The sequence below is a fragment of the uncultured Algibacter sp. genome (genome assembly GCF_947495675.1).
Taxonomy (GTDB): Bacteria; Bacteroidota; Bacteroidia; order Flavobacteriales; family Flavobacteriaceae; genus Algibacter_B.
Genome location: NZ_CANLZX010000002.1, coordinates 168,242 through 190,235 on the forward strand (window position 1 = coordinate 168,242; position 21,994 = coordinate 190,235).

Below are 21,994 nucleotides of genomic sequence, written 5' to 3' on the forward strand. Positions count from 1 at the left end.
AAAACTTGTTATAAACTTTGAAATTATCTTCAGTAAAGGTTCTGTTTGTTTTTTTTGAATACAAATATAGAATCATTAGTAACTTCTATTTTAATTAATTTTTTATAGACTATTAAAGTGATATTTCATTGGGGTTTAAGCCTTTTGTTTATAAAAGGATAAATTTTGATATTCTAGAAGTGATTAATACTATAATTTGTTCTTATTATTTTTTAATTTTTAGACACGATAATTTTAAAATACCATATTTAAATTAACTATTGCTAATTAGGGAATGTTATTTTTAGTTAAATAATTTGTAGTTCAGGATAAATTAACGCTAACACTAGGTAAAATAGATTTATTAATACATGCCCTATGAGTTTAATTTTATAAAACTAAAATTAAACATCTAAACACATGATAAATAAATACGTAACAACTAAGAATATAATCCAAAAAATTGTATTTGTTTTTGTATTATTAATTAGCCTGAACAGTTTATCACAAACAAACTTTTACTCCGGAGCTTTAACTCAAGGTTCATGGGATAATTTAATCGCAGAGATTAATACAAAGAAAGTCTCGTTAGAATCAAAAATCACCCAAGCGCAAGGGCTTCCTTCTCCATTAGAAACAAGTTATGCAGAAGGAACCGTTGTTACAGTTGATGAGTTTCTAAAATATGCCGCTAGAGATAAACAAAATGCTATAGTATTACAAAATAAGTATGAAAACAACCCCTTTGCCTTTTGGAATGGTCTTTGGGAAAACCATATGTCAAGTCTGGGTTTTTATACCCCAACACCAGATTTCTCAGTTCACAATCCTTTTCAACAATTGCATGACTGTATTAAAATATTAGACCGTGCGATTAATGAGATTGACAACCAATTAGCGGGAAATATTGTTTTGGCAGAAACATTAGATTTTACAACATCGGGTTACCCAACGCTACCAGTAAATAATAGCTATTATATGAAAGATGGTAACGTTATTTTTCCAAGTACTTTTTGGGGTTTAAGAGATGATAATTTGGACGTGCTAGAAACCTTAGGTTATTTAGGAGAAGTGTTTCATAGTGCAGGACAGACTACAACAGGTACTTATAATGGTGACCCCAATGCTATTATTGCCACTCCTAGTTTTGTAAATGGAGCAAATGGAATGGCAGCAAGGTTATCAAATCAAGTAGGAAATAATCAAACACCTACCCAAATTCAAATGACACATACGAATCTTTCGAGTGCTATTAAAACCAAATATCCTGGAATAGGAGGTAACCCAAAGGCGTTTGTACATTACGATATAGATCATCCAGAAATAAGAAATATAAATGAGAGTATTATTGGAACTTTTGTACCTCAATTAGTTACTGCCGCATCTGGTAGTCCTTTAATTTATGTGCTTTCTAACGAGCCGCATTGGGATATTTCAGAAGGTCAAGCTTCAAATGGTGTTTCTGCAAACACTTATAATGCCTATGTGGAGCACTTAAAAACAGAGTATAATAATGATATAAATGCATTAAACTCTATTTATAACCCATTTAATAGCAACCAAAATTTCACCAATTTTGATGCCTTAAAATTAACATACACTATCCCTTTGAATAAAAGCACATGGCAAGGTACGCCAATATGGTACGATTGGATGCGCTTTAATATGAATCGTTCCAATAGATGGCATCAAGATTTAAAAGATATCGTTAGAGATAACGACCCTAGTGCTAAAGTATCTATAAAATTATTAGGAAGAGAACTTGAAGACCCAAGACGAGATGGCGGTATAGATCTAGAGACATTAATCGATTTACAAGACATTCTAGGGTTTGATAACCAGGTGGTTCCTAATGAAACGCATGGTAGAAATAATCGTTTTTATACCACTTGGCTAAATGACTATATTATGGATTGGAGGGAACAATCTATGATGTTAGACTTCTGCAAATCTTTATATCCCAATAAGCCAACCTTCGATTCAGAATGGCATGGACATTCAAGTAACGCATATAATAATCATGCTCTTGACGAAAGTTACACGAGAGCCGCATTATGGATGGCCTTTTCAAATGGCCTTAGCGTTATAAATAATTGGTGGTGGTATAGAGATAGTAATGGTGATTTGTTAGGAAAAACTGGTGCAACTGGAAATACCATGTTCTCTCCTCAGCATCAGGCTGTAGCTTTTGATGAATTTGGAAGAACTTTAAAGGAGTTAAATGCTCATAGCAATACTGTAGCTACTCTTATACCAGAAAAACGTGATTACCTTTTATATTACAGTAATGAAGCTGCAATACAAGACTGGAATTATGTACAGCACCTAGCAATTATTTATGAAGCCCTTAAACTTTTAAATGTTAAGGTTGGTTTTACTACAGAGAATAAAATAGATGTTTTAGGATATACGCCTAAAGCTATAATTATTCCACCTACTATGTTTATAAAAGATAGTAGTATGGAAGCTCTTAATAACTACGAGACAAACAACCCAACTGTAGACATCTTTCAAATAAATAGATTTAATGCGGCACAGCAGAATTTTATCAAAGATGAAAAAGGTGTGTCTGATGGTGCTAGAGATGAATCGTTTGTAAATAAAAGTACAACATTTACTACTGATATACCTACTTTGATTTCTCGATTAAGAGCACAATTAAGTTTCCCATCTCCTTCAATAGATTTCGATATTACTTTACCAGGCACTAGTACAGAAGCCTTTGGTGTATTTGCATCGCAAGGAAAGACACCAGATAACAAAAACGTCATTTCATTAATAAATGTGAGTTTAGAAGATAGAGAAATTCAGCTTGCTGAGAGTGCATTAAACTTATTAACTGGTGAAATAGTGAATGCAACACATGTTATGAAACCATATGATGTCCTTTTGATAACGGATGGTTCAACGCTTTCATCAAAAACTGCTGAAACTAATACTAAGCCGTATTTGTATTATCCAAATCCTGTGAGTGATATATTAACAATTAAAAACTCGTTTTACGGTGAATATAATATGTATAATATTACGGGTGCACATATTAAAACAATCGAGAGTGTAACCGATACAATAGAAATTCGAGTTGGTAATTTGAGTAGCGGTATCTACTTTTTAGAAATTCCAACGGCTAATGGCAAACAAATAGAAAAAATTATTATTAATAGATGATTAGAATGAACTAGTTTAAACTTTTTTTTACGAAATAATAAAAAGTTTAAACTAGTTTTCACACAATTTTAAAGGGAATTAGTGTCCAAATACTGTAGGTATTAGCATTGTGTTAACATTTATAATAAATAAACGTTAAGCGCCTTGCATTACCACTCCGCAAAAGTACCATCATCATTTCTCCATATAGGATTCGCCCAATTATGACCTATTTTTTGACCTTCTTTTAGAATGTCTTCATCAATTTCAACACCTAGACCAGGTTGGGTAAATAGGTCCATAAAACCATCTTTGACATCAAATATTTCAGGGTTTTTTACATAATCTAATAAATCAAATCCTTTATTGTAATGAATTCCTAAGCTACTTTCTTGTATTGTAGCATTGGCACATGAGAAATCTATATGTAGTGCAGAAGCAAGAGAAATGGGGCCTAAAGGACAATGTGGTGCGAGAGCAACATCATATGCTTCAGCCATTGATGCAATACGTTTCACTTCAGAGATTCCACCGGCATGACTCAAATCTGGCTGTATAATATCGACCACGCCTTGTTGTAGAACATCTTTAAAGTCCCATCTTGATAACATACGTTCTCCAGTTGCAATAGGGATACTGGTATAAGAATAAATATGCTTTAGTGCATCATTATTTTCACTTAAAACAGGCTCCTCAATAAACATTGGATCGTAAGGAGCAAGTTCGTCAATAAGTCTTTTAACCATTGGTTTGTGTACCCTGCCATGAAAATCTAAGCCAACATCTAATTCATAACCAAATTCTTCTCTAAGTAACCTCATATTATCAGCTACTTTTTTAATATCTTTAATAGAAGACACCCATCGCATAGGGCCCGTAGCATTCATTTTTACGGCACGATAGCCTTGATTCATTTTTTCTCGTGCTTGTTCAATAACCACTTTAGGATCGTCTCCACCAATCCAACAATACATTTTCATTCTTTGTCGTACCGCACCTCCTAAAAGTTCAAAGACTGGAACACCTAAATGTTTTCCTTTTATATCCCATAAGGCTTGATCAATTCCAGAAATGGCACTCATTAAAATGGTACCTCCTCTATAAAACCCGCCTCGATATAATACCTGCCAAATATCTTCAATATTATTTGCAGTTCGCCCAATTAAATACTGTTCAAGTTCTTTAACACAGGCGGCAACCGAGTCGGCTTTACCTTCAACAACAGGTTCTCCCCAACCAAATAATCCACCTTTGGTTGTTATTTTTACGAAGAGCCATCTAGGTGGAACTTTAAACAGTTCAACTTTAGTAATTTCTAATTGTTCCATTGAGATTTTTTTATAATATTAATAAATTTTCGTATTGTATTTTCTCTGTGATTTTCTCCAGATTTGTTTTTTTCTTCATTGGTAAGAGCGCTTCCTAATCCTACACCAGAAATTCCGGCAGCAATCCATTCTTCTATGTTTAATAAATTAATGCCCCCAACACCAAAAAAAGTGATTGAATCTAACGGGGCTTGTATAGATCTGAAATAGCTAATACCTATGTCGCCAGCTGGAAATAATTTAATAATATCTGCACCATGTTCTGCTGCCAGACAAATTTCGGATGGTGTAAGAGCACCCATAACTACAGGGATGCTGTGATTATGTGCAACTGCTATCACATCAGTATTAGTGTTTGGAGTCACAAGAAATTGAGCGCCAGCTTTAATAGCCGCATTTGCTATTTTCACATTGACTACCGAACCTGCTCCAATAATAATATCAGTACCAGAGTACAATTTTCTGGCTATGGCTATTTCTTCTAAAACCCCTGGCGAATTCGATGTGATTTCTATAACCTTAATACCACCATCTACTAAATCCTTAATGAGTTTGGGTATTTTTAATTGTTCTTTTGTTCTAACAATTGCGATTACCCGCTCTTTTTTAATAATGGCTACTATATCTTCTCTTTTCATCTTAATACGTGTTCGCTAATATTACCATCAATAATTGAGAGAATTTCTTTTTTTACTAATTGTATGTTGATCTCCTTGAAACATATACTTTAATGCAATTTGTGCAGTATAAAAATCTATCACTTTTTTATTATTCCATTTTAGTTCAATGGCATGTAAACAATTAACTAAAATAGCATTACTCATGCTAAAACGTTCTTTAGTTGGTGCTTATAAAGCAACAATTGATTCCGAACTGTTTAAATTCCTTGAGGAATTTATTTTGTAAGTATGATTATTGGGAGTTAATCTCAATATAATTTCTCCAAAAGTTTCAAAGCTCATTGTTTTTGTAGTGATTTAATGTAATTGTTTTGAGTTTCAAGGATGTGTTCTCTCATTGCTTGGTGGGACTTTTCATTATCCTTATTAATAATGGCTTCGAGTATCTTTTCATGATGATCTAGCATTATATTTTTTTTATCTATCATTCTACTTTCAATTGGCTTCGCAAAAACGGCTGTCTTAAATTTTGGTATTAAATTAAATATTGGGCTTATGAGTAAATCCAATACTTTATTATTAACAATCGAAAGAAGTATTTTGTGAAAATCATTATCTAATTCAGCTTCTCTTTTTTTATTATCTAAATTACATTTCCTCATTTTAATCATGTTAGCCTTTAAAAGTGCTATATGATTATGATTTCTAAAAATCGCAGCTTGAGAAGCTATTGCGGGTTCTATAATTAGTCTTGTATTTATGGTCTGTAAAATTATATTTTCATCAGAAGAAAGCTCAAAAAATAGATTTAAGTTTTCAGAAGTGTTTTTTATGCTCATTTCAGAGACATAAACACCACTCCCTCTTTTAACATCTACGATACCACGAGCACTCATTTTTTTTACCGCCTCTCGAATGGAGGTTCTACTCACATTGAATATTTCACAGAGTTCGTTTTCAGATGGTATTTTATTTCCTGGAAGATATTTGCCAGCCCTTATTGCTTCAGTTAATTCATTCTCTACTTGTTGAGTAAGTGATTTGTTTGAACCTAAAGGAGTAAACATAATTTAATCATTTAATTTATAAGACATCATACAAATTAAATAATTATTTTTATATTAAACAAAAAAGATTGAATCTTTAAAAAAAGTAGAGTAGTAAAAGATTAAATTGAGCTATTTGTCTATTAAAAAAAAATGGACAATGTATATAGCTATAAAATTAAATTAGCATTGGGAAAAAGATATCATTATCATTTCTCCAAATAGAATTTGTTCAATTGTGACCGATTTTTTGACCTCAGATAAATAAATCCCTTAAAGTTTAATTGAAAAAAAATTGTCAGAAATAATTATAATTATTTCTGACAATTTTAATAATTGATACAATATAAATTTACTTCCAGAAAATAGCATAAAGAGCCACTAAAACAATCATAACGGCAAAAGCTCCAATATTAAATAATGGACTCGTTTTAAATAATTCTTTTGTAATTGGAATTCCTTTTTCATCATCTTTTCCTTTATGTTGTATTAAACTAGTTACTACAATTACAACCATAGTCAATATAGCGGTGTAGCCCATTTGATCCATCCATGGTGAGTCAGTCCCTTTAAAAGCTAGAGCAATTGGAATGGAAGCTAATGCACCTATAATGGCTGCTTTATTAGTTGTTTTCTTCCAGAATAAACCTAGCATAAATACTGCTAAAATGCCAGGGCTTACAATTCCTGTATATTCTTGAATAAATTGAAAAGCTTGATCAATTCCTCCAAGTAAAGGAGCAGTAATAGCAGCTATTATAAGTGCTACCGCAGCAGATAATCTACCAACATTAACTGTTGCCTTATCACTAGCATTTTTATTGATGTATTGTTTGTAAATATCCATAGTAAAAATGGTTGATGTTGAATTCAACATTGAGGCTAAGGATGATACAATTGCAGCAGTTAAGGCTGCAAACGCAAGTCCTTTCATACCTGTTGGAAGAAATTGCAACAACCAAGGATATGCTTTATCAGCTTGTCCTAATGATGGTGTATTTTGAAGAGCTACATCACCTAATCCGGCCATTATTTCAGGGTCATTTACCATTACATAGGCAGCAATTCCGGGAACAACAACAATAACAGGAATTACTAGTTTTAAAATGGCAGCTAATAAAATACCTTTTTGCGATTCTTTTAACGATTTTGCAGCTAATGTTCTTTGTATGATATATTGATTGAAACCCCAATAGTATAAGTTTGCAACCCAAAGACCTCCAACTAATACACCAATTCCAGGTAAGTTTTTAAATTCAGGATTTGATTTGTCTAAAATCATAGCAAACCTGTCTGGTGCTGCTTCATAAACTGTTTTAATTCCTGCCAAAACGCCTTCTCCACTTGAAACCGTATTCAACGCTAAATAGGTTGTAACTAATCCTCCTAAAACCAAGAACACAACTTGTATAACATCTGTCCATGCTACTGCTGACAATCCTCCATAGAGAGAGTATGCTGCTGCAAATAGAGCTAATCCTATTACACCATAAACCATAGGTATTCCCATAATGGTTTCTAATGCTAGTGAACCTAAATATAATACAGAAGCAAGATTTACAAATACATATAGTCCAATCCAAAATACAGCTAATATAGTTTTTAGATTGGTCGAAAATCTTTTCTCTACAAATTCTGGAATTGTATAAAGGCCTTTTTCTATAAATATTGGTAAGAAATATTTACCGACAATTATTAAAGTTATTGCGGCCATCCATTCATAAGATGCGATGGCTAGACCTAAAGCAAATCCAGAACCTGACATTCCAATGAACTGTTCTGCCGAAATGTTAGCAGCAATTAATGATGCCCCAATGGCCCACCAAGGCAACGATTTGCTTGCTAGAAAATAATCTTCTGCATTTTTTTGGTGTCCTTCCTTATCTCTTGAAACCCATAAGCCGACTCCAAGAATAAGTATGGCGTAACATACAAATATTAGGTAGTCTAAAAATTCGAAATTACCATTCATAATAGTTGTTTTTAGTTAGTTAGTTAGTTAGTTAGTTAGTTAGTTATTAGTTTTACTATAATGTGTTGTGCTTAATTGTTTTAGGTTATCTGCAGCTTGTTCTGCGGTTATATCTCTTTGCGGATTCGCAAACATTTCATATCCAACCATAAATTTCTTCACTTCTGCTGATCGCAACAATGGGGGATAGAAAGACATGTGAAAATGCCATTCTGGGTGTTCCCCATCTGTTGGACTCTGATGAATTCCTGAAGAATACGGGAAAGAAGTCTCAAATAAGTTGTCATATTTTGTTGTTAGATTCTTAATGATTTCTGCGAAAGCTAGTTGTTCTTGACTGTTTAATTGACCAATATGTTGATATTGCTTTATAGGAACAATCATGGTTTCATAAGGCCAGACAGCCCAATATGGAACTAATGCCACGAAATGATTGTTTTTTAATATAATTCGTTCGTTTAACTCAATTTCTTGTTGAATATAATCAAATAATAGGCTTTTATTATTTTTGTCCCAATATTTTTTTTGTTGCGTTTGTTTTTTTAATACTACCTCCGGAATTGATCGTTGTGCCCAAATTTGCCCGTGTGGATGAGGATTACTACAACCCATAATGTCACCTTTGTTTTCAAATATCTGAACATGGTTAATATTGGGATTAGCTCCTAATTCTTGATATTCTTTTTTCCATAAACTTATAACATTGTTAATCTCTGAAACAGACATTAAAGGTAATGTTAGTGAATGGTTTGGTGAAAAACAAATAACTTTACATAATCCCGATTCAGTTGAAGCTTTTAATAACCCCTTATTAAAAGAACTCTCTTCTGTATCTTGTAATAATGCAGCAAAATCATTATTAAAGCTATATGTGCCTTGATAATCAGGATTTACATCTCCACTCGCTCTTTTGTTTGTAGGACATAAATAGCAGTTTTTATCATATTTTTCTTTTTTAATAGCTACAGATTTATCTGTTTTACCTTGCCACGGCCGTTTGGTTCTGTGTGGAGAAACCAATACCCATTCATCTGTTAAAATGTTATATCTTCTATGCGGTTGTGTATTTATAATGGATTCCATATTATATTTTTTTTACACCATCACTAATGGTAGTTATTATTGATGATAATTTGATATTATATTTTTCTTCATAAGTAGCTGATAAATTTTCAATAAATTCATCAACTTTATCTTCATGTACCAGATTTATAGTACAGCCTCCAAAACCTCCACCCATCATTCTGGACCCTAAAACATAGTCTAGGTCTTTAGTTTGTTCAACTAAAAAATCTAACTCTTTGCAGCTTACTTCATACAAGTGCTGTAAACCATGATGAGATTTATACAAACATTTTCCAAAACTTTTTAAGTCTGTATTTTTTAAATGTTTAACGGCTTTTAATGTTCTTTTGTTTTCCTGAGTTACATAGAGCGCTCTGTTGTATATTTTCTCAGGTAAAACGTTTTTAAATTCTTTTACTACTTTGGCAGGTATTTCTGTTAAAAATTGATAGTTTGGGTGCTTTCTCTGTATAGCTTCTAAGGCTGTGTCACACTCATCTCTTCTAACGTTGTATTCACTAGTTGCTAAGCTATGCGATACATTTGAATTTAATAAAACAACTTTATAAGGACTGAATTTGGCTTCAATTAAATCATAATCTAATGTTTCGCAATTTAAAAGAATTAGATGGTCTTTCTTGCCTTTTACAACAGCAAACTGATCCATAATTCCACATTTAGTGCCGACAAATGTGTGTTCTGCATCTCTCGATAATTTAATAATTTCAATATCAGTTAATCCAATATTGAATAGCTCATTGACACCTTTGGCAATACCACATTCTAATGCGGCTGAAGAACTTATTCCTGATCCTAAAGGCAAATTGCTTTCGATTATGCAATCAAACCCTTGAATGGAATTTGGTTTAAGTACATTGATATGAAATAAAACCCCTAGAATAAAATTTTGCCATTCTATATCGCTTCTCTCTAATTTTTCTAAATTTATAGTAAAACTACTTTTAAAATTACTAGAAAGAATCTCACAAGAGTTCGTGTTATTTTTCCTGAAACTTAATGTGATTTTTTTATCCATTGCTGCGGGTAATACATGGCCCCCGTTATAATCAATATGTTCTCCAATTAGGTTAATTCTACCTGGAGATTCGATTATTATTTCGCTTTTAAATGTGCTTTTGTCTAACATTGCTATATTATTTTTTTATGGTTTTCTATTCAAAATAGGAGATGTTAATTTTTTATTCAACTTCCTTATCAATGATGTAGGTTCAAACTAATTCTAAAACTTGTGTTCCCATTTTGTTGTTAAATTATCAGGAACAGAGGTTGTGGGTTCAATAGTTGTTTTTATTTTTTTTTTTTTTGCATTAGTTTTGAGATTCAAAAAACTTGCTTTTATTTCCATTTTTCTATCTTGATCAGCATTTGTTTGAGGTGTGATTTCATAATGATTTATCACAATATTCTACTAAGTTTTATTTCTTAGGTTTTGTTCCCAAGCCCAAGAGGAGCTTATCATGTCATCTAGCTTTTTATTTGCACTCCAATCTAATTTGTTCTTGGCAAGATCTGTTGAAGCATAGAGTTGAGGAACATCGCCATCTCTTCTTTTGGTAATTTCATAGTTGAGTTTAGAATTAGTAACAGTTTCAAACGTGTTTATTACATCTAAAACAGAATAACCAACACCAGTACCTAGGTTAAAAAACTCTAAGGTTGTTTCTTGCTCTTTTTTTAGCAATCGTTTTACAGCAATAACATGTGCTTTGGCTAAATCTACAACATGGATATAATCTCGTATTGGCGTTCCGTCCTTTGTTGGGTAATCGTTACCATATACCATTAGTTTTTCACGTATACCTGCAGCTGTCTGTGTAATATAAGGCATTAAATTATTTGGAATACCGTTGGGCAATTCTCCAATTTTTCCTGACTCATGTGCACCGATAGGATTAAAATATCTTAATGAAATTGCAGAGAAAGCCTTATTGGATTTTGTAAAATCATCTAGAATTTCTTCAGCAACTTTTTTCGTGTTCCCATAAGGAGAGAATGGACGTTGCGTTTTGTTTTTTTCAGTTATAGGTAAAATATCAGGTGTTCCATATACAGTTGCAGAAGAGGAAAATATAAAGTTGTTTATGCCATTAACACTTTGTGCTTCTAATGTATTTAATAATGAATATAAGTTGTTTTTATAATACTTAAGTGGTTGTTCTACAGATTCCCCTACAGCTTTGTGAGCCGCAAAATGTATTACACCACTAGCGTACTTATGCTCATTGAAAACCTTATTTGTTTCCAAAGAGTTTTTTAAATCTAATTTTATAAATTCTGGAGTTACGCCTGTTATTTTATTAATGCGCTCTAACGTTTTTTCAGTTGAATTGGATAAGTCGTCCAATATCACAACTTCAAAATCATTTTCAATTAATTCTATGACTGTGTGCGATCCTATATATCCACATCCACCGGTTACTATAATTTTACTTCTCATTATAATAGTATTTAGGGTGCTAATATAAAATTATATATTAAAAAAACAAACCAGTACCTACCAGTTTGTTTATTTGATAATTTTATAATACATTTGTTCTATGGGAATTGTGAAAATTAGAAAATCATCAGGCACGCCCAAGTACAAACAAATTGTTGCTTCAATTGAAGAATCAATTATGAGTGGTGCTTTAAAAAAAGGAGATAAACTTCCTTCTTTAAATCGCATAAAGGACAAGCATTCTCTGTCGAGAGATACTGTGCTTACTGCTTTTAATGAGTTGAAGGCCCGAGGAATAATTCAATCAATAGTTGGCAAAGGTTATTATGTAATGAGTGAAGACATTGCTGTGAACAAGAAAGTGTTTTTGCTCTTTGACGAGTTAAACTCCTTTAAAGAAGATTTATACAATTCTTTTTTAACTGGTATGGGTGAAAATGTTCAAGTTGATATATTTTTTCATCATTTTAACTATGATGTTTTTAGTAAATTGATTCATGATAATGCAGGAGATTATAGCCATTATGTTATTATGCCTGCAAATATTAAAGGGACAGACAACGTAATCAGTAGATTGCCAAAAGATAAAGTTTACATCTTAGACCAAATGCACCCAGAATTAAAGGAATATCCTTCGGTGCATCAGAATTTTAAAAAAGATATTTACCAAGGACTTCAAGAAGGGCTGTCGTTAATAAACAACTATAATAAAATCATATTATTATTTTCTAAAAAACACCAGCCAAAAGGTATTTTAGATGGTTTTAAATTGTTTTGTACATCTAACAATATTCAAAATGAAGTTATAGATACTTTAGTGAATAGAGAATTAGTAAAAGGTGAGATATATATTATTCCAGATGATAAAAGTTTAATCAAAGTTATTAAAAAAATAAAAGAAAATGGTTTAATTATAGCCAAAGACATTGGTATTATATCATATAATGATACTTTACTAAAAGAAATTGTAGCAGATGGTATTACAACAATATCAACTGATTTTAATTTTATGGGTAAGCACTTAGCACAAATGATTTTAAACAATGATTTTGGGCAATGTGAAAATCCAACAAGTTTAATTATAAGAAAATCCTTATAATATTTTATGCAAACTAATAAACATACAAGAAGGTAATTTTAAATACTTGGAATTGGAAAGTGCTAATGGAATACTAGTGTTAAAATATACTTAGATTAGAGCTGGAGATTAGACCAATTAGTGTTTGCTTCTATACAAGTTACCTTAGTCGTAGTTATATTTAACAACGAGAAAAAAAAGTTTCTATTTACTTTAAGTTGGTCCCTCTATTACGAATTAAAAGAAAAAAAAAGTTATATCAATTTTAAAAGCAATATAGAATTTCAAGCTGATGAGTATCATCTACCTACTAACAAAGTTGCCTTTAATGAAACTATGCCAATTTAATTTAAAAACAAAATATTTACTAAAGGTTACAAACTTGAAGAAAATCAAGTTGAATATCTATTAAAAATGAAATCAACTTCAGCTGAAAATGTTTACAAGTTTATAAATCAAAAGTTACTATTAGTAAAATTATAGAATCTATGACCGCAATTGCAGATAGTTTTATTAATAAAAAGGTGCTTCCATCGTTAAATCTGGTACTTAACATAAAGCTCAATGGACTATTTTTTAATGGACTTTAATTAAAAAAAAATAATTATTAAATTTAATTTCAATTAATAAACTATCAAATATTATCGTTCAATAGATTTGTAGTTTTGGAAAACTGGCACATGAGTTTTTATGCACCATTTCTGAGTTTTACTAAAGTAAAAAAAATCATAGTTAATCTTTGAGATTGAGTTTATTGTTATAATTCAATAATTGAAATAACTATTTTAGAAATAGTGAATTTTAGTTGTATATTAGAATTTAAATGTGATATTTATGCTTAAGAAGACCATCTACATATTTACAATATTGCTATATTTTTGTGGCCTTGAGATGTTGTCTCAACCTAAAAATATTATTCCTAAACAAAACCTGACTATTTCAGATGGGCTAGCTCATAATGGAGTAACCACAATTTTAGAAGATTCTAGGGGGTTTTTATGGATAGGCACTTATGATGGGTTAAACAGATATGATGGTTATGATCTTAAAGTATATAAAAACACGCTAGATAAAGACCTTTTAGTTAGTAATAGGATTAGAGATTTAGTTGAGGATAAAAATAATAATATTTGGATAGGTACAGATGAAGGAATTTCTATTTACAACTATTCAAAAGAAGAATGGCGTAATGTTTATACAAATAAAAATAATAATAAAGGTGAACGTGGGCCCATTGTAAGAAATATTATTATAAATGATAATTCTGATTTTATTCTTTGTGGTACCGAAGGTGATGGGGTTTTAGTATTTAAAAATGATCAATCTTTTATAGGACAATATATACCTAACCAAGTTGTATTTGGAAAAAACGTTTTGTTTTATAAATCGGTACAATTAGATAATAACAATTACATTTATTCTACTTCAGTTGGGGTGCTAACTTTTAATCTTCGAACTGGGCAATTTCAAAAAGTTTTGGATGCGGATATATCGCAAAGCACATCTATTATAAAAATCGATAAAAGCACCTTGCTTTTATCAATTTCAAACGGAATAGCTATTTGCAGTATAAGTAAAATTAATGATGTTTATTCATTCGAGTTAATCAATAAAGCTCTAGAGGCTTATCAATTTAATTCTTCATTAATTGATGCTTTAGGTAATTTATGGTTAGGAACCTATAATGATGGATTAATACATGTTGAAAACATTGGGATTCAAGATTTTAAATTGCCTCTTGAAATTATGAGATTTAAGCCAAAAACAGGAATCTTAAGATCTAGCTGTTTTACTAGCGTTGCAAGTGGTAATTGTTGGTATGGTACTTTCAATGATGGTTTGTTTAAGTTTGATATTAAAGAAAATCCGTTTAATAAATATAGCGTTGAAATGAATCTTGATTTTGGACTTCAAACCAATCATATCGGATATATTTCTGCTATAGATAGCAATCGGGTATATTTGGCTAATCGTAATTTTAGTTCTAATAATGGAGGGATTGACTTGTTTAATACAAAAACTAAATCATTCGAGAAACTTCCTTTTAATATTTCAAATATAGATATAGAAAATGTTGGAGCTGTTTATGCAGATTCGAGGAAAAATGTTTGGATTAAAATAATAGATAAAGGCCTTTTTAGGGTAAAGAAAGGGACAAAAAACCTTGAGAAAATATCTGCCAGTAATTTGTCAGGTTTTGATAAAATTATCCCAAGGTCTTTCACAGAAGATAATAATGGGAATATTTGGATAGGCTGCTTAAATGATATCTATAAAATTTCAATAGGGGAGAATAATGAGGTTAATTATATAGAGGCTTTGAACAATAATCCTTTTTTTAGGGATAATAACCTGTCTCTAGTTAGATATGTTTATAAAGACCCTCTTTATGAATTTATTTGGTTAGGGGCAGACTCTGATGGGTTGTTTCGGGTAGATATAGGTACTAAGGGGGCAATTAATGATTATAAAGTCACTCAGTTTGTTAGCGATAAAAAAGATAAACTATCTATTTCGAGTAATTTTGTTACTTCTGTAATTAGATTGCCAAACGAGGAATTTTGGGTAGGTACAGAAGGAGGAGGTATTTGCAAAGTAATTAATAGTGATGCAGATCCTGAATTTATTTCATATTCAGAAAAACAGGGGTTATCCAATAATGTTGTAAAAAGTATTTTATATGACGACGAATATAATCTATGGATTTCAACAAACGTTGGGCTTAATAAATTTGATACCAAAGATTTAAGATTCAGAAGATTTGGTATTTCAGATGGTTTACCTTTTGAGGATTTTTGGTTTTCCTCAGAAAAACTAGATAATGGCTATTTTTTGTTCTCAGGATTAGATGGGTTTTGTTATTTTAATCCAAAAGATTTACAAAGCTCAGAGGATTTACCAAGGTTAGAGTTTGATGATTTAAAAGTTTTTAATAAATCTATTCTTCCCGGAGATGAATTAGGAAATCGTGTATTATTCGATAAACGATTAAAGGACCAAGATGAGTTGTCATTAAAATATAATGAGAATGTATTTTCAATTAAACTAACATCTTTACATTTTTCTAACCCAGATAATCACATATTAAAATATAGATTATTACCAGTAAATGAAAACTGGATTGAAATCCCTTCAAGCCAACAAACAATTTATTATAATGGTCTTCAGCCCGGAGAGTATAATTTAGAAGTAATGGCTTCTAACTCATTAGACAAATGGACAGAACCTAAGACCTTAAAAATAGCAATAGAACCACCATTTTGGAAAACTAGTATAGCTTATTTTTTATATTCTTTATTAGCTTTAATCTTAATTTATGTTGGAGTAAATATTGTAATAAGAATACAGAAACTAAATCATAATTTAGAAATTGAACAATTAGAAAAAGATAAGGTAAAGGAGATTAACCAAGCAAAATTGAGGTTCTTTTCTAATATATCACACGAACTAAAAACACCACTTACATTAATTAGTGGTCCAGTTAGGGCACTTTACAATCAGTTTAAAAACAATACTGAAATAACTGAAAAATTACAAATTATTGAGCGCCAATCAAATAAGATATCTCAATTGGTTAATCAGGTTCATGACTTTCAAAAGGCAGAGGCTAATGCTTTAAAAATGAACTACTCTAGGTTTTCTTTTAACTCTTTTATTCAAGAATTAATAACTGATTTTTCGTTTATGGCAGAGAATGACCAAAAAAACTTGGAGTTTGAAGGAAGTGTTGCAAATATTATTGTGTCTGCAGACAAAGATAAACTAGAAAAAGTTTTTTATAATATTCTTAGTAACTCCTTTAAATACACGAAGCTAAACGATACCATAAAAGTTGATTTTGAGAGTGAGGGTAAAGATTTAATAGTCTCTATAACCGATACAGGAAAAGGTATTGATAAAGCAGATTTATCACATATTTTTGAGCGTTTTTATCAATCTCACAATCATCAAGATATTCATTCAAGTGGGTCAGGTATCGGTTTGTCTTTTACAAAATTATTGGTAGAAATGCATTATGGGTATATTACTGCAGAGAGTGAACTTGGAGAAGGAACTACAATAAATATTCGTTTACCTATAGTGAAAAAAGAAACGGAAAAGGATCAAGAACAAATAGAAAAGGATATCTTATTTGCCGAGACTAAATTTAAATTCAGTAGTCAACTCACTCCTAAAAATAACCCCAAGGAAATCATAGCTGATGGGAGTTTTTCTGATGCTTTAATATTTTATGCAGAAGACAATTTAGACATGAGAATGTTTGTATCTAATTCGCTCTCTAAGTTTTTTAAGTTGAAGACTTTTAGTAATGGTCAAGAATGTCTAAACGCCATGGAAGATGAATGGCCAGATATAGTGATTAGCGACGTACAAATGCCAGAACTTAATGGATTAGACTTGTGCAGAACCATTAAGTCAGATATTAAAACAAGTCATATTCCAGTAATTTTACTTACAGCTCTTACTAATATTGAAGATAAAATTCAAGGTATTCGAGATGGTGCAGATGCTTATATTCAAAAACCGTTTAATGTTCAACACCTCATTACTAGAACCGAATCTTTATTAAGAAACAGGCAACAATTAAGAGAGCGTTTTCAAATTGGAATTCCTCTAACTAAAGAAAATAATTTAAATAATAGAAATGATAATGCATTTCTTGAGAAATTATATGATTTAATTGAAGAGAATTTAGATAATCAAAATTTAGATTTAAACAGTTTTACTAAAGAACTTTATTTAAATCGTACTCATTTTTATCAAAAGGTTAAAGCATTAACCAACTCAACACCCTTTGAGGTCCTAAAAGATTATCGACTTAAAAAAGCTGCTGATTTTTTAGTTCATAAAAATGTATCTGTAAATGAGGTTTATGCTATGACAGGATTTAAAAGTAGAACACATTTTAGTAAACTTTTTAAAGAACGCTATAATGTTACTCCTGGTAAGTATGCAGCTGAAACTAGAAGCAAATATGCTTCAGATTAGAATTATTCAGTTAAAAAAGGGGTATGTTGAAAAATGATTTTTTTATTAGTATCAGAAATTAATGTATCTATTCTAAAATAATATAGTATATAAAATTTTGTAACACCTCATAATTAAAAATAGTTATGTTTTCGTCAAGATTGTACATTTTTTTTAAATCAAAAAAATAAATAATAATAGTTTTTTAATTAATTGACTAATAAATACATTATGTAAACTGGTAGGGACAATTTTTTTTAAGTGTACAGCTACATTTGTAATAATCAATTAATTCAAAAATTTATATTATGAAAACACAATTACTTAAAAAATTAACTTTGTTTATTGCTATGGCGGTGTCCTTTTCAATTTCTGCCCAAGAAAATTTTGATTTCACAGCATTAGATTGTAGCTCAAACAAATATACGGCAAGTAAAGCAACGCTTACCTGTGATGCGAGTGGTTTTATTCTAGCGAATCCTGGTACTGATCCTTTTTTTGAACTTAGAATTAATGGTGTAAAAACTGATGGGCAAAACAGAGTTGTTATAAACTATACTAACTCTTCAAATGCTGATGGTATTTTTTTTAAAGCAAGTGGAACAGCATTACAAGATGCTACCGTAAAAGATTTAGGAGCCACTTCAGTAGAATATTCATTTGATGATTTAAATTTTACCGATCCTGATGGTGGAGGTGGTGCTACTGGAGGTACAATACAACTTAGATCAAGATTCGTAAATAAAGCAGGGGATCCAATAACTGGCAATGTTGTCATTACTTCTTTGGTCATAGACGATCAAGGAACGCTAAGTTTAGAAAATGTTTTTGCTAAATCAAATACAATAGTAAGTGTAAAAGATAAAAAAATTGTTGTAAAAAATGCACCTGAAGGGAGTTTATTAAAAATCTTTAATCTTTTAGGTCAACCTGTTGAGAATAATAGGCTAAGTACTGGGGCTTATATTGTTAGATTAAGTGTAAAGAATGCTGTTTTAACTAAAAAAATAATGGTTTTTTAATATTATTTATTAATTTAAGTTGATGTATAAATACTGAAACAACAATTTGAAAATTTCAAAAGAAATATTATTTAATTTGGAAACTGCCTAAAGTAAATTAGGCAGTTTTTTTTTTAATGGTTCAGTCATTTTACTTAAAAATACATTTTATAAATTCTTAACTACAACAAAAATGATTATTGTTTGTTTTTTTATGTTTTAATAATCAACAACTAAATGGTATTTAAAAATGAAGAACTCTCTTATTACTTTATTAATTATAACCTTAACGTTTTCATGTGTTGCTCAAAAAGTAAAAAAGTCAGAAAAAGGATTATATAGCATAGAAACAGGATATACAATTTCTAAGGTAAGAACTGCACAAAACAAAAATTCAACATACATTGCAGCAAGTAGTTATGAAGGAACCGTTTTGGGAGTGTCCTATGAAGGTAAAGTTTTATGGGAAAACAAGCTTTCTGGTTTTATGAACCATGATATCTGGGCAGGAGATATTAATTTCGATGGTATAGATGAAATTTTTGCTGCCAATGCAGATGGTAGTGTATATTGTTTAAATAACAAAGGTAATTTACTTTGGCAGTTTAAGCAGAATGATGCACCTATGTATTCAGTAACTGTAGTACAAAAAGACAACAAAGCTTATGTAGTTTGTGGTGGATACGACAATAGTTTTTACTATGTATCAAATAAGGGAGAATTGGTTACTGAGGTAGCTTCGAAAACATACTCAATAGAAAAACCATTTGGTAAAGCAGCACATAAAGTATTGCCTCCTAAAGGGCTGCACGTCACCAACTTTATAAGACCAGCTAAAAAAGAAGGAAAGGATATTCTTGTTGTGCATGGAGTACAAAACAGTATGAATGGAAATGGCTCTGTTTATTTTTTCAATCTCCTAGAAATGATGCCTTTTGAAACGATAAGTGTCAAAAGAAAGGGGCCTTATGGCGATCTTAGAGTCGTAGATGCAGACGCAGATGGAAGTAGTGAAGTGCTTCTTGGTCGTGTTGGAGCTAGAGCCAAAGGAAATGGGGTGATTGTTTTAGATACTAAAACTTCAGAACAACGTTATTTAGACATAAATAAAGTAAAGCATAAATCGCTTAACAGAGGCATGTATAGAGTGATACAGCCTGAAGTTATTAGCAATAATGGTAAACTAGCCTATATGGTATTGTTGGGCAGTAACATTATTATTTCAGATGTGGATTCTAATATGGCAGATGCAGATGTTGCGCCTACACGATTTTCTTTTAATGATATGTTTAAAGATCCAAATTCTAATAAGGTTATTCTAGCGAGTGCACAAAGTGGTGGTAGTGCAATCCATATTATAGATTTTAATAAAACCTCTTGGAAAAAGGAGTTTGAAAAATTAGATCCACCAGGAAAAATCCAGACTATTATATCAAATACAAAAGAGATTAGAGAAAATCTTAAAAATTTTAAAAAACCATCTGATCAATTTGAATCGGCTAAAGTTTATTTTATGACTGAGAGCCGAAAAGATGAAGCTGCTGCTATTGTAATAAACAAAATTGAATCTAAATATGAAAATCCAATTTTCTTAAATGGAGGTAATTTTGATAAAGAAGATTGGGATCGTTCTGCAATGGCTAGTGAAATCTATAAGAATAAGCGAGACAGACGCATGAAATACAGTCTTACGCAAGCTGAAGTTTTAGAAAAAATAACAAAAAAACATAACCAGTCTAACGGAAAAGGAATTTCGTATTGGGGAGGACATGGTAATGATCCATATATGTATCAAGTTTCAACCACAATGAAAGGTTTAGATATTGCTAATGGAAAAAAAACAGTACTGGTATATCCAGAAGTTGAGGATCATTCTGATGAATTCAATTTTGTGATGAATGATTTAATTTTGCCATTAGCAAATTATTCAAAAGATAAAAATGGTAACTTATTTATGCGAAATAAGCATTTATTTTGGCAAGCCGATGTTTATTCCGATAAATGGGAACCATTAGTTTCAGGTCGTTATGCAAGTGTTTTTGTACCAGCCATGGAAGAAACTACAGATAAATCTATGGAACTTAGTTTTACATCAAGATTAGGTCTTTGGGCAAGTGGCTCTGTAGATAGCTGGGGAGCACGTTGTGCAAGAGATAATACTAGTTTTGATCGTTTGCGTCAGCATTCTAATCAAACACTACCTAATCATTTCTTGAGAACAATGGTTTATAGTATTTCTAGTGGAGCTCAATACATTAATAATTTCTCAGTAGATCAAGACTATATGAGTCTTTTATGGGAGTTGATTGCCGAAGGTGTACTGTATGTGCCCAAACGATCAGATATTTTAAGTTTTTCACCCGTGCATTTAAGTGTTAACAACCCTGATAAGGATTATATACAAACTTCGAGTAATGTAAAATGGTTAACTTTTTTTAAGAAAGACGGAAACAACTTTGACGATCTTGCATTTAGCAGGTTAAATGGAACATGGCCAGGAGCACCTTTAACAGAATGGGATTTTTCAAGATATGCGGCAGGCGCAAAAGAAAGACGTTTAAACTTTATACCTAAATATAACAACGGAATGGTTTTGATAACACCACCTCAAAACGGAATTTTTGCAGATAAAAATGCAGTTAGAAAGCCATTAGTAGATAACATCCACCCTTGGTACAAAAACATTATGAAAGAATATCATACTGATGGGAAAAACTATATGTCAGCAGATGGTAAAGAGGTTTATAAACCAAGTGAATATTATAAAGTAATTGAAGAAGATATTAAAAAGAGCGCTGTTTTATTACCCATTACGGTTTCTGGTAATGTTGGTTGGGTAGTTGCTCAAACTTCTCCCACACATTTACGCTTAACTCTAGTCGAAAATGGCTATATAAATCCAAAAGAAGCTAAAGCTATAGTAAGATTCAATACTATTAAACCAATAAAAATTGTTGATTTATTAAATGGAGAAGAATTTAAAAAATCTAAGGATGCAACAACAGAAATAAAAATTCCTTTGGGAGGATTTAGGTTTATTGATATTGAGCTAGATAAAGAATTATAGCAATAGAATTATTCACAGATACATTTATTTATTTTAAAAGACAGAATCAATTAATAGTTAGAATAAATTTTTTATCAAATAGTAAATATAAACATGAAAGTATTATAAGGAATTGTTTAAATGCTATTTATTAAGTTTCAGTTCATATATAAATGCTGAGACAATAATATTAAAATTTCAAAAGAGAAGTATTATTTAATTTGGAAACTGACTAAAGTAATTTAGTCAGTTTTTTTAATTCTTCATTCATTTTACCTCAAAATAC

Annotated in this window: 13 protein-coding genes; 5 read left to right on the forward strand and 8 right to left on the reverse strand. The window is 31.0% G+C overall.

What is annotated here, in order from left to right:
- Window positions 1-399 precede the first annotated feature (399 nt).
- Window positions 400-3,147, forward strand: a complete 2,748-nt coding sequence (locus Q0842_RS02350; protein ID WP_298493918.1) for a T9SS type A sorting domain-containing protein — start codon at window positions 400-402, stop codon at window positions 3,145-3,147.
- A 149-nt stretch (window positions 3,148-3,296) separates the two neighbouring features.
- On the opposite strand, the gene dgoD is transcribed toward Q0842_RS02350, so the two are convergent.
- From dgoD to galE, 8 genes are all read right to left on the reverse strand, one after another.
- Window positions 3,297-4,454, reverse strand: coding sequence for a galactonate dehydratase (dgoD, locus tag Q0842_RS02355; RefSeq protein ID WP_298493919.1), 1,158 nt, complete (start codon window positions 4,452-4,454; stop codon window positions 3,297-3,299).
- Window positions 4,442-5,092, reverse strand: coding sequence for a bifunctional 4-hydroxy-2-oxoglutarate aldolase/2-dehydro-3-deoxy-phosphogluconate aldolase (locus tag Q0842_RS02360; protein WP_298493921.1), 651 nt, complete (start codon window positions 5,090-5,092; stop codon window positions 4,442-4,444). Before Q0842_RS02360 ends, dgoD begins: the two co-directional genes overlap by 13 nt.
- Before the next feature lie 320 nt (window positions 5,093-5,412).
- Window positions 5,413-6,141 (reverse strand): FadR/GntR family transcriptional regulator, encoded by a 729-nt coding sequence (locus tag Q0842_RS02365; RefSeq protein WP_298493923.1) that lies wholly within the window; start codon window positions 6,139-6,141, stop codon window positions 5,413-5,415.
- Between the two features lie 331 nt (window positions 6,142-6,472).
- A complete protein-coding gene (locus Q0842_RS02370; protein WP_298493925.1) occupies window positions 6,473-8,092 on the reverse strand; it encodes a sodium/sugar symporter in 1,620 nt (539 codons plus the stop codon).
- 39 nt (window positions 8,093-8,131) lie between these two features.
- Window positions 8,132-9,175 (reverse strand): UDP-glucose--hexose-1-phosphate uridylyltransferase, encoded by a 1,044-nt coding sequence (locus Q0842_RS02375; RefSeq protein WP_298493927.1) that lies wholly within the window; start codon window positions 9,173-9,175, stop codon window positions 8,132-8,134.
- A gap of 1 nt (window position 9,176) precedes the next feature.
- Window positions 9,177-10,304: a galactokinase gene (gene galK, locus Q0842_RS02380; protein WP_298493929.1), complete on the reverse strand. Its 1,128-nt coding sequence runs from the start codon at window positions 10,302-10,304 to the stop codon at window positions 9,177-9,179.
- 93 nt (window positions 10,305-10,397) lie between these two features.
- Window positions 10,398-10,577: a hypothetical protein gene (locus tag Q0842_RS02385; protein ID WP_298493931.1), complete on the reverse strand. Its 180-nt coding sequence runs from the start codon at window positions 10,575-10,577 to the stop codon at window positions 10,398-10,400.
- Window positions 10,578-10,586: 9 nt separating this feature from the next.
- Window positions 10,587-11,615 (reverse strand): UDP-glucose 4-epimerase GalE, encoded by a 1,029-nt coding sequence (gene galE, locus Q0842_RS02390; RefSeq protein WP_298493933.1) that lies wholly within the window; start codon window positions 11,613-11,615, stop codon window positions 10,587-10,589.
- Between the two features lie 100 nt (window positions 11,616-11,715).
- Here galE and Q0842_RS02395 point away from each other — a divergent pair, with 100 nt between their 5' ends.
- The 4 genes from Q0842_RS02395 to Q0842_RS02410 all read left to right on the forward strand — a co-directional run bounded on the left by Q0842_RS02395 (window position 11,716) and on the right by Q0842_RS02410 (window position 21,729).
- Window positions 11,716-12,714 carry a GntR family transcriptional regulator gene (locus Q0842_RS02395; RefSeq protein ID WP_298493934.1) on the forward strand — a complete coding sequence of 333 codons (999 nt, stop codon included), beginning with the start codon at window positions 11,716-11,718 and terminating at the stop codon, window positions 12,712-12,714.
- An 813-nt stretch (window positions 12,715-13,527) separates the two neighbouring features.
- On the forward strand, window positions 13,528-17,682 hold the full coding sequence (locus Q0842_RS02400; protein ID WP_298493937.1) for a hybrid sensor histidine kinase/response regulator transcription factor: 4,155 nt from the start codon (window positions 13,528-13,530) through the stop codon (window positions 17,680-17,682).
- A gap of 287 nt (window positions 17,683-17,969) precedes the next feature.
- Window positions 17,970-18,683, forward strand: coding sequence for a T9SS type A sorting domain-containing protein (locus Q0842_RS02405; protein WP_298493939.1), 714 nt, complete (start codon window positions 17,970-17,972; stop codon window positions 18,681-18,683).
- A 229-nt stretch (window positions 18,684-18,912) separates the two neighbouring features.
- Complete coding sequence (locus Q0842_RS02410) at window positions 18,913-21,729, forward strand: PQQ-binding-like beta-propeller repeat protein (RefSeq protein WP_298493941.1); 2,817 nt, start codon at window positions 18,913-18,915, stop codon at window positions 21,727-21,729.
- Window positions 21,730-21,994: the final 265 nt, after the last annotated feature.

Coding starts and splice junctions, on each gene's coding strand:
- Q0842_RS02350 (WP_298493918.1), top strand. CDS start 400: ATGATAAATAAATACGTAACAACTAAGAATATAATCCAAAAAATTGTA.
- Q0842_RS02370 (WP_298493925.1), bottom strand. CDS start 8,092: ATGAATGGTAATTTCGAATTTTTAGACTACCTAATATTTGTATGTTAC.
- Q0842_RS02360 (WP_298493921.1), bottom strand. CDS start 5,092: ATGAAAAGAGAAGATATAGTAGCCATTATTAAAAAAGAGCGGGTAATC.
- Q0842_RS02405 (WP_298493939.1), top strand. CDS start 17,970: ATGAAAACACAATTACTTAAAAAATTAACTTTGTTTATTGCTATGGCG.
- Q0842_RS02410 (WP_298493941.1), top strand. CDS start 18,913: ATGAAGAACTCTCTTATTACTTTATTAATTATAACCTTAACGTTTTCA.
- dgoD (WP_298493919.1), bottom strand. CDS start 4,454: ATGGAACAATTAGAAATTACTAAAGTTGAACTGTTTAAAGTTCCACCT.
- Q0842_RS02365 (WP_298493923.1), bottom strand. CDS start 6,141: ATGTTTACTCCTTTAGGTTCAAACAAATCACTTACTCAACAAGTAGAG.
- Q0842_RS02400 (WP_298493937.1), top strand. CDS start 13,528: ATGCTTAAGAAGACCATCTACATATTTACAATATTGCTATATTTTTGT.
- Q0842_RS02395 (WP_298493934.1), top strand. CDS start 11,716: ATGGGAATTGTGAAAATTAGAAAATCATCAGGCACGCCCAAGTACAAA.
- galK (WP_298493929.1), bottom strand. CDS start 10,304: ATGTTAGACAAAAGCACATTTAAAAGCGAAATAATAATCGAATCTCCA.
- Q0842_RS02375 (WP_298493927.1), bottom strand. CDS start 9,175: ATGGAATCCATTATAAATACACAACCGCATAGAAGATATAACATTTTA.
- galE (WP_298493933.1), bottom strand. CDS start 11,615: ATGAGAAGTAAAATTATAGTAACCGGTGGATGTGGATATATAGGATCG.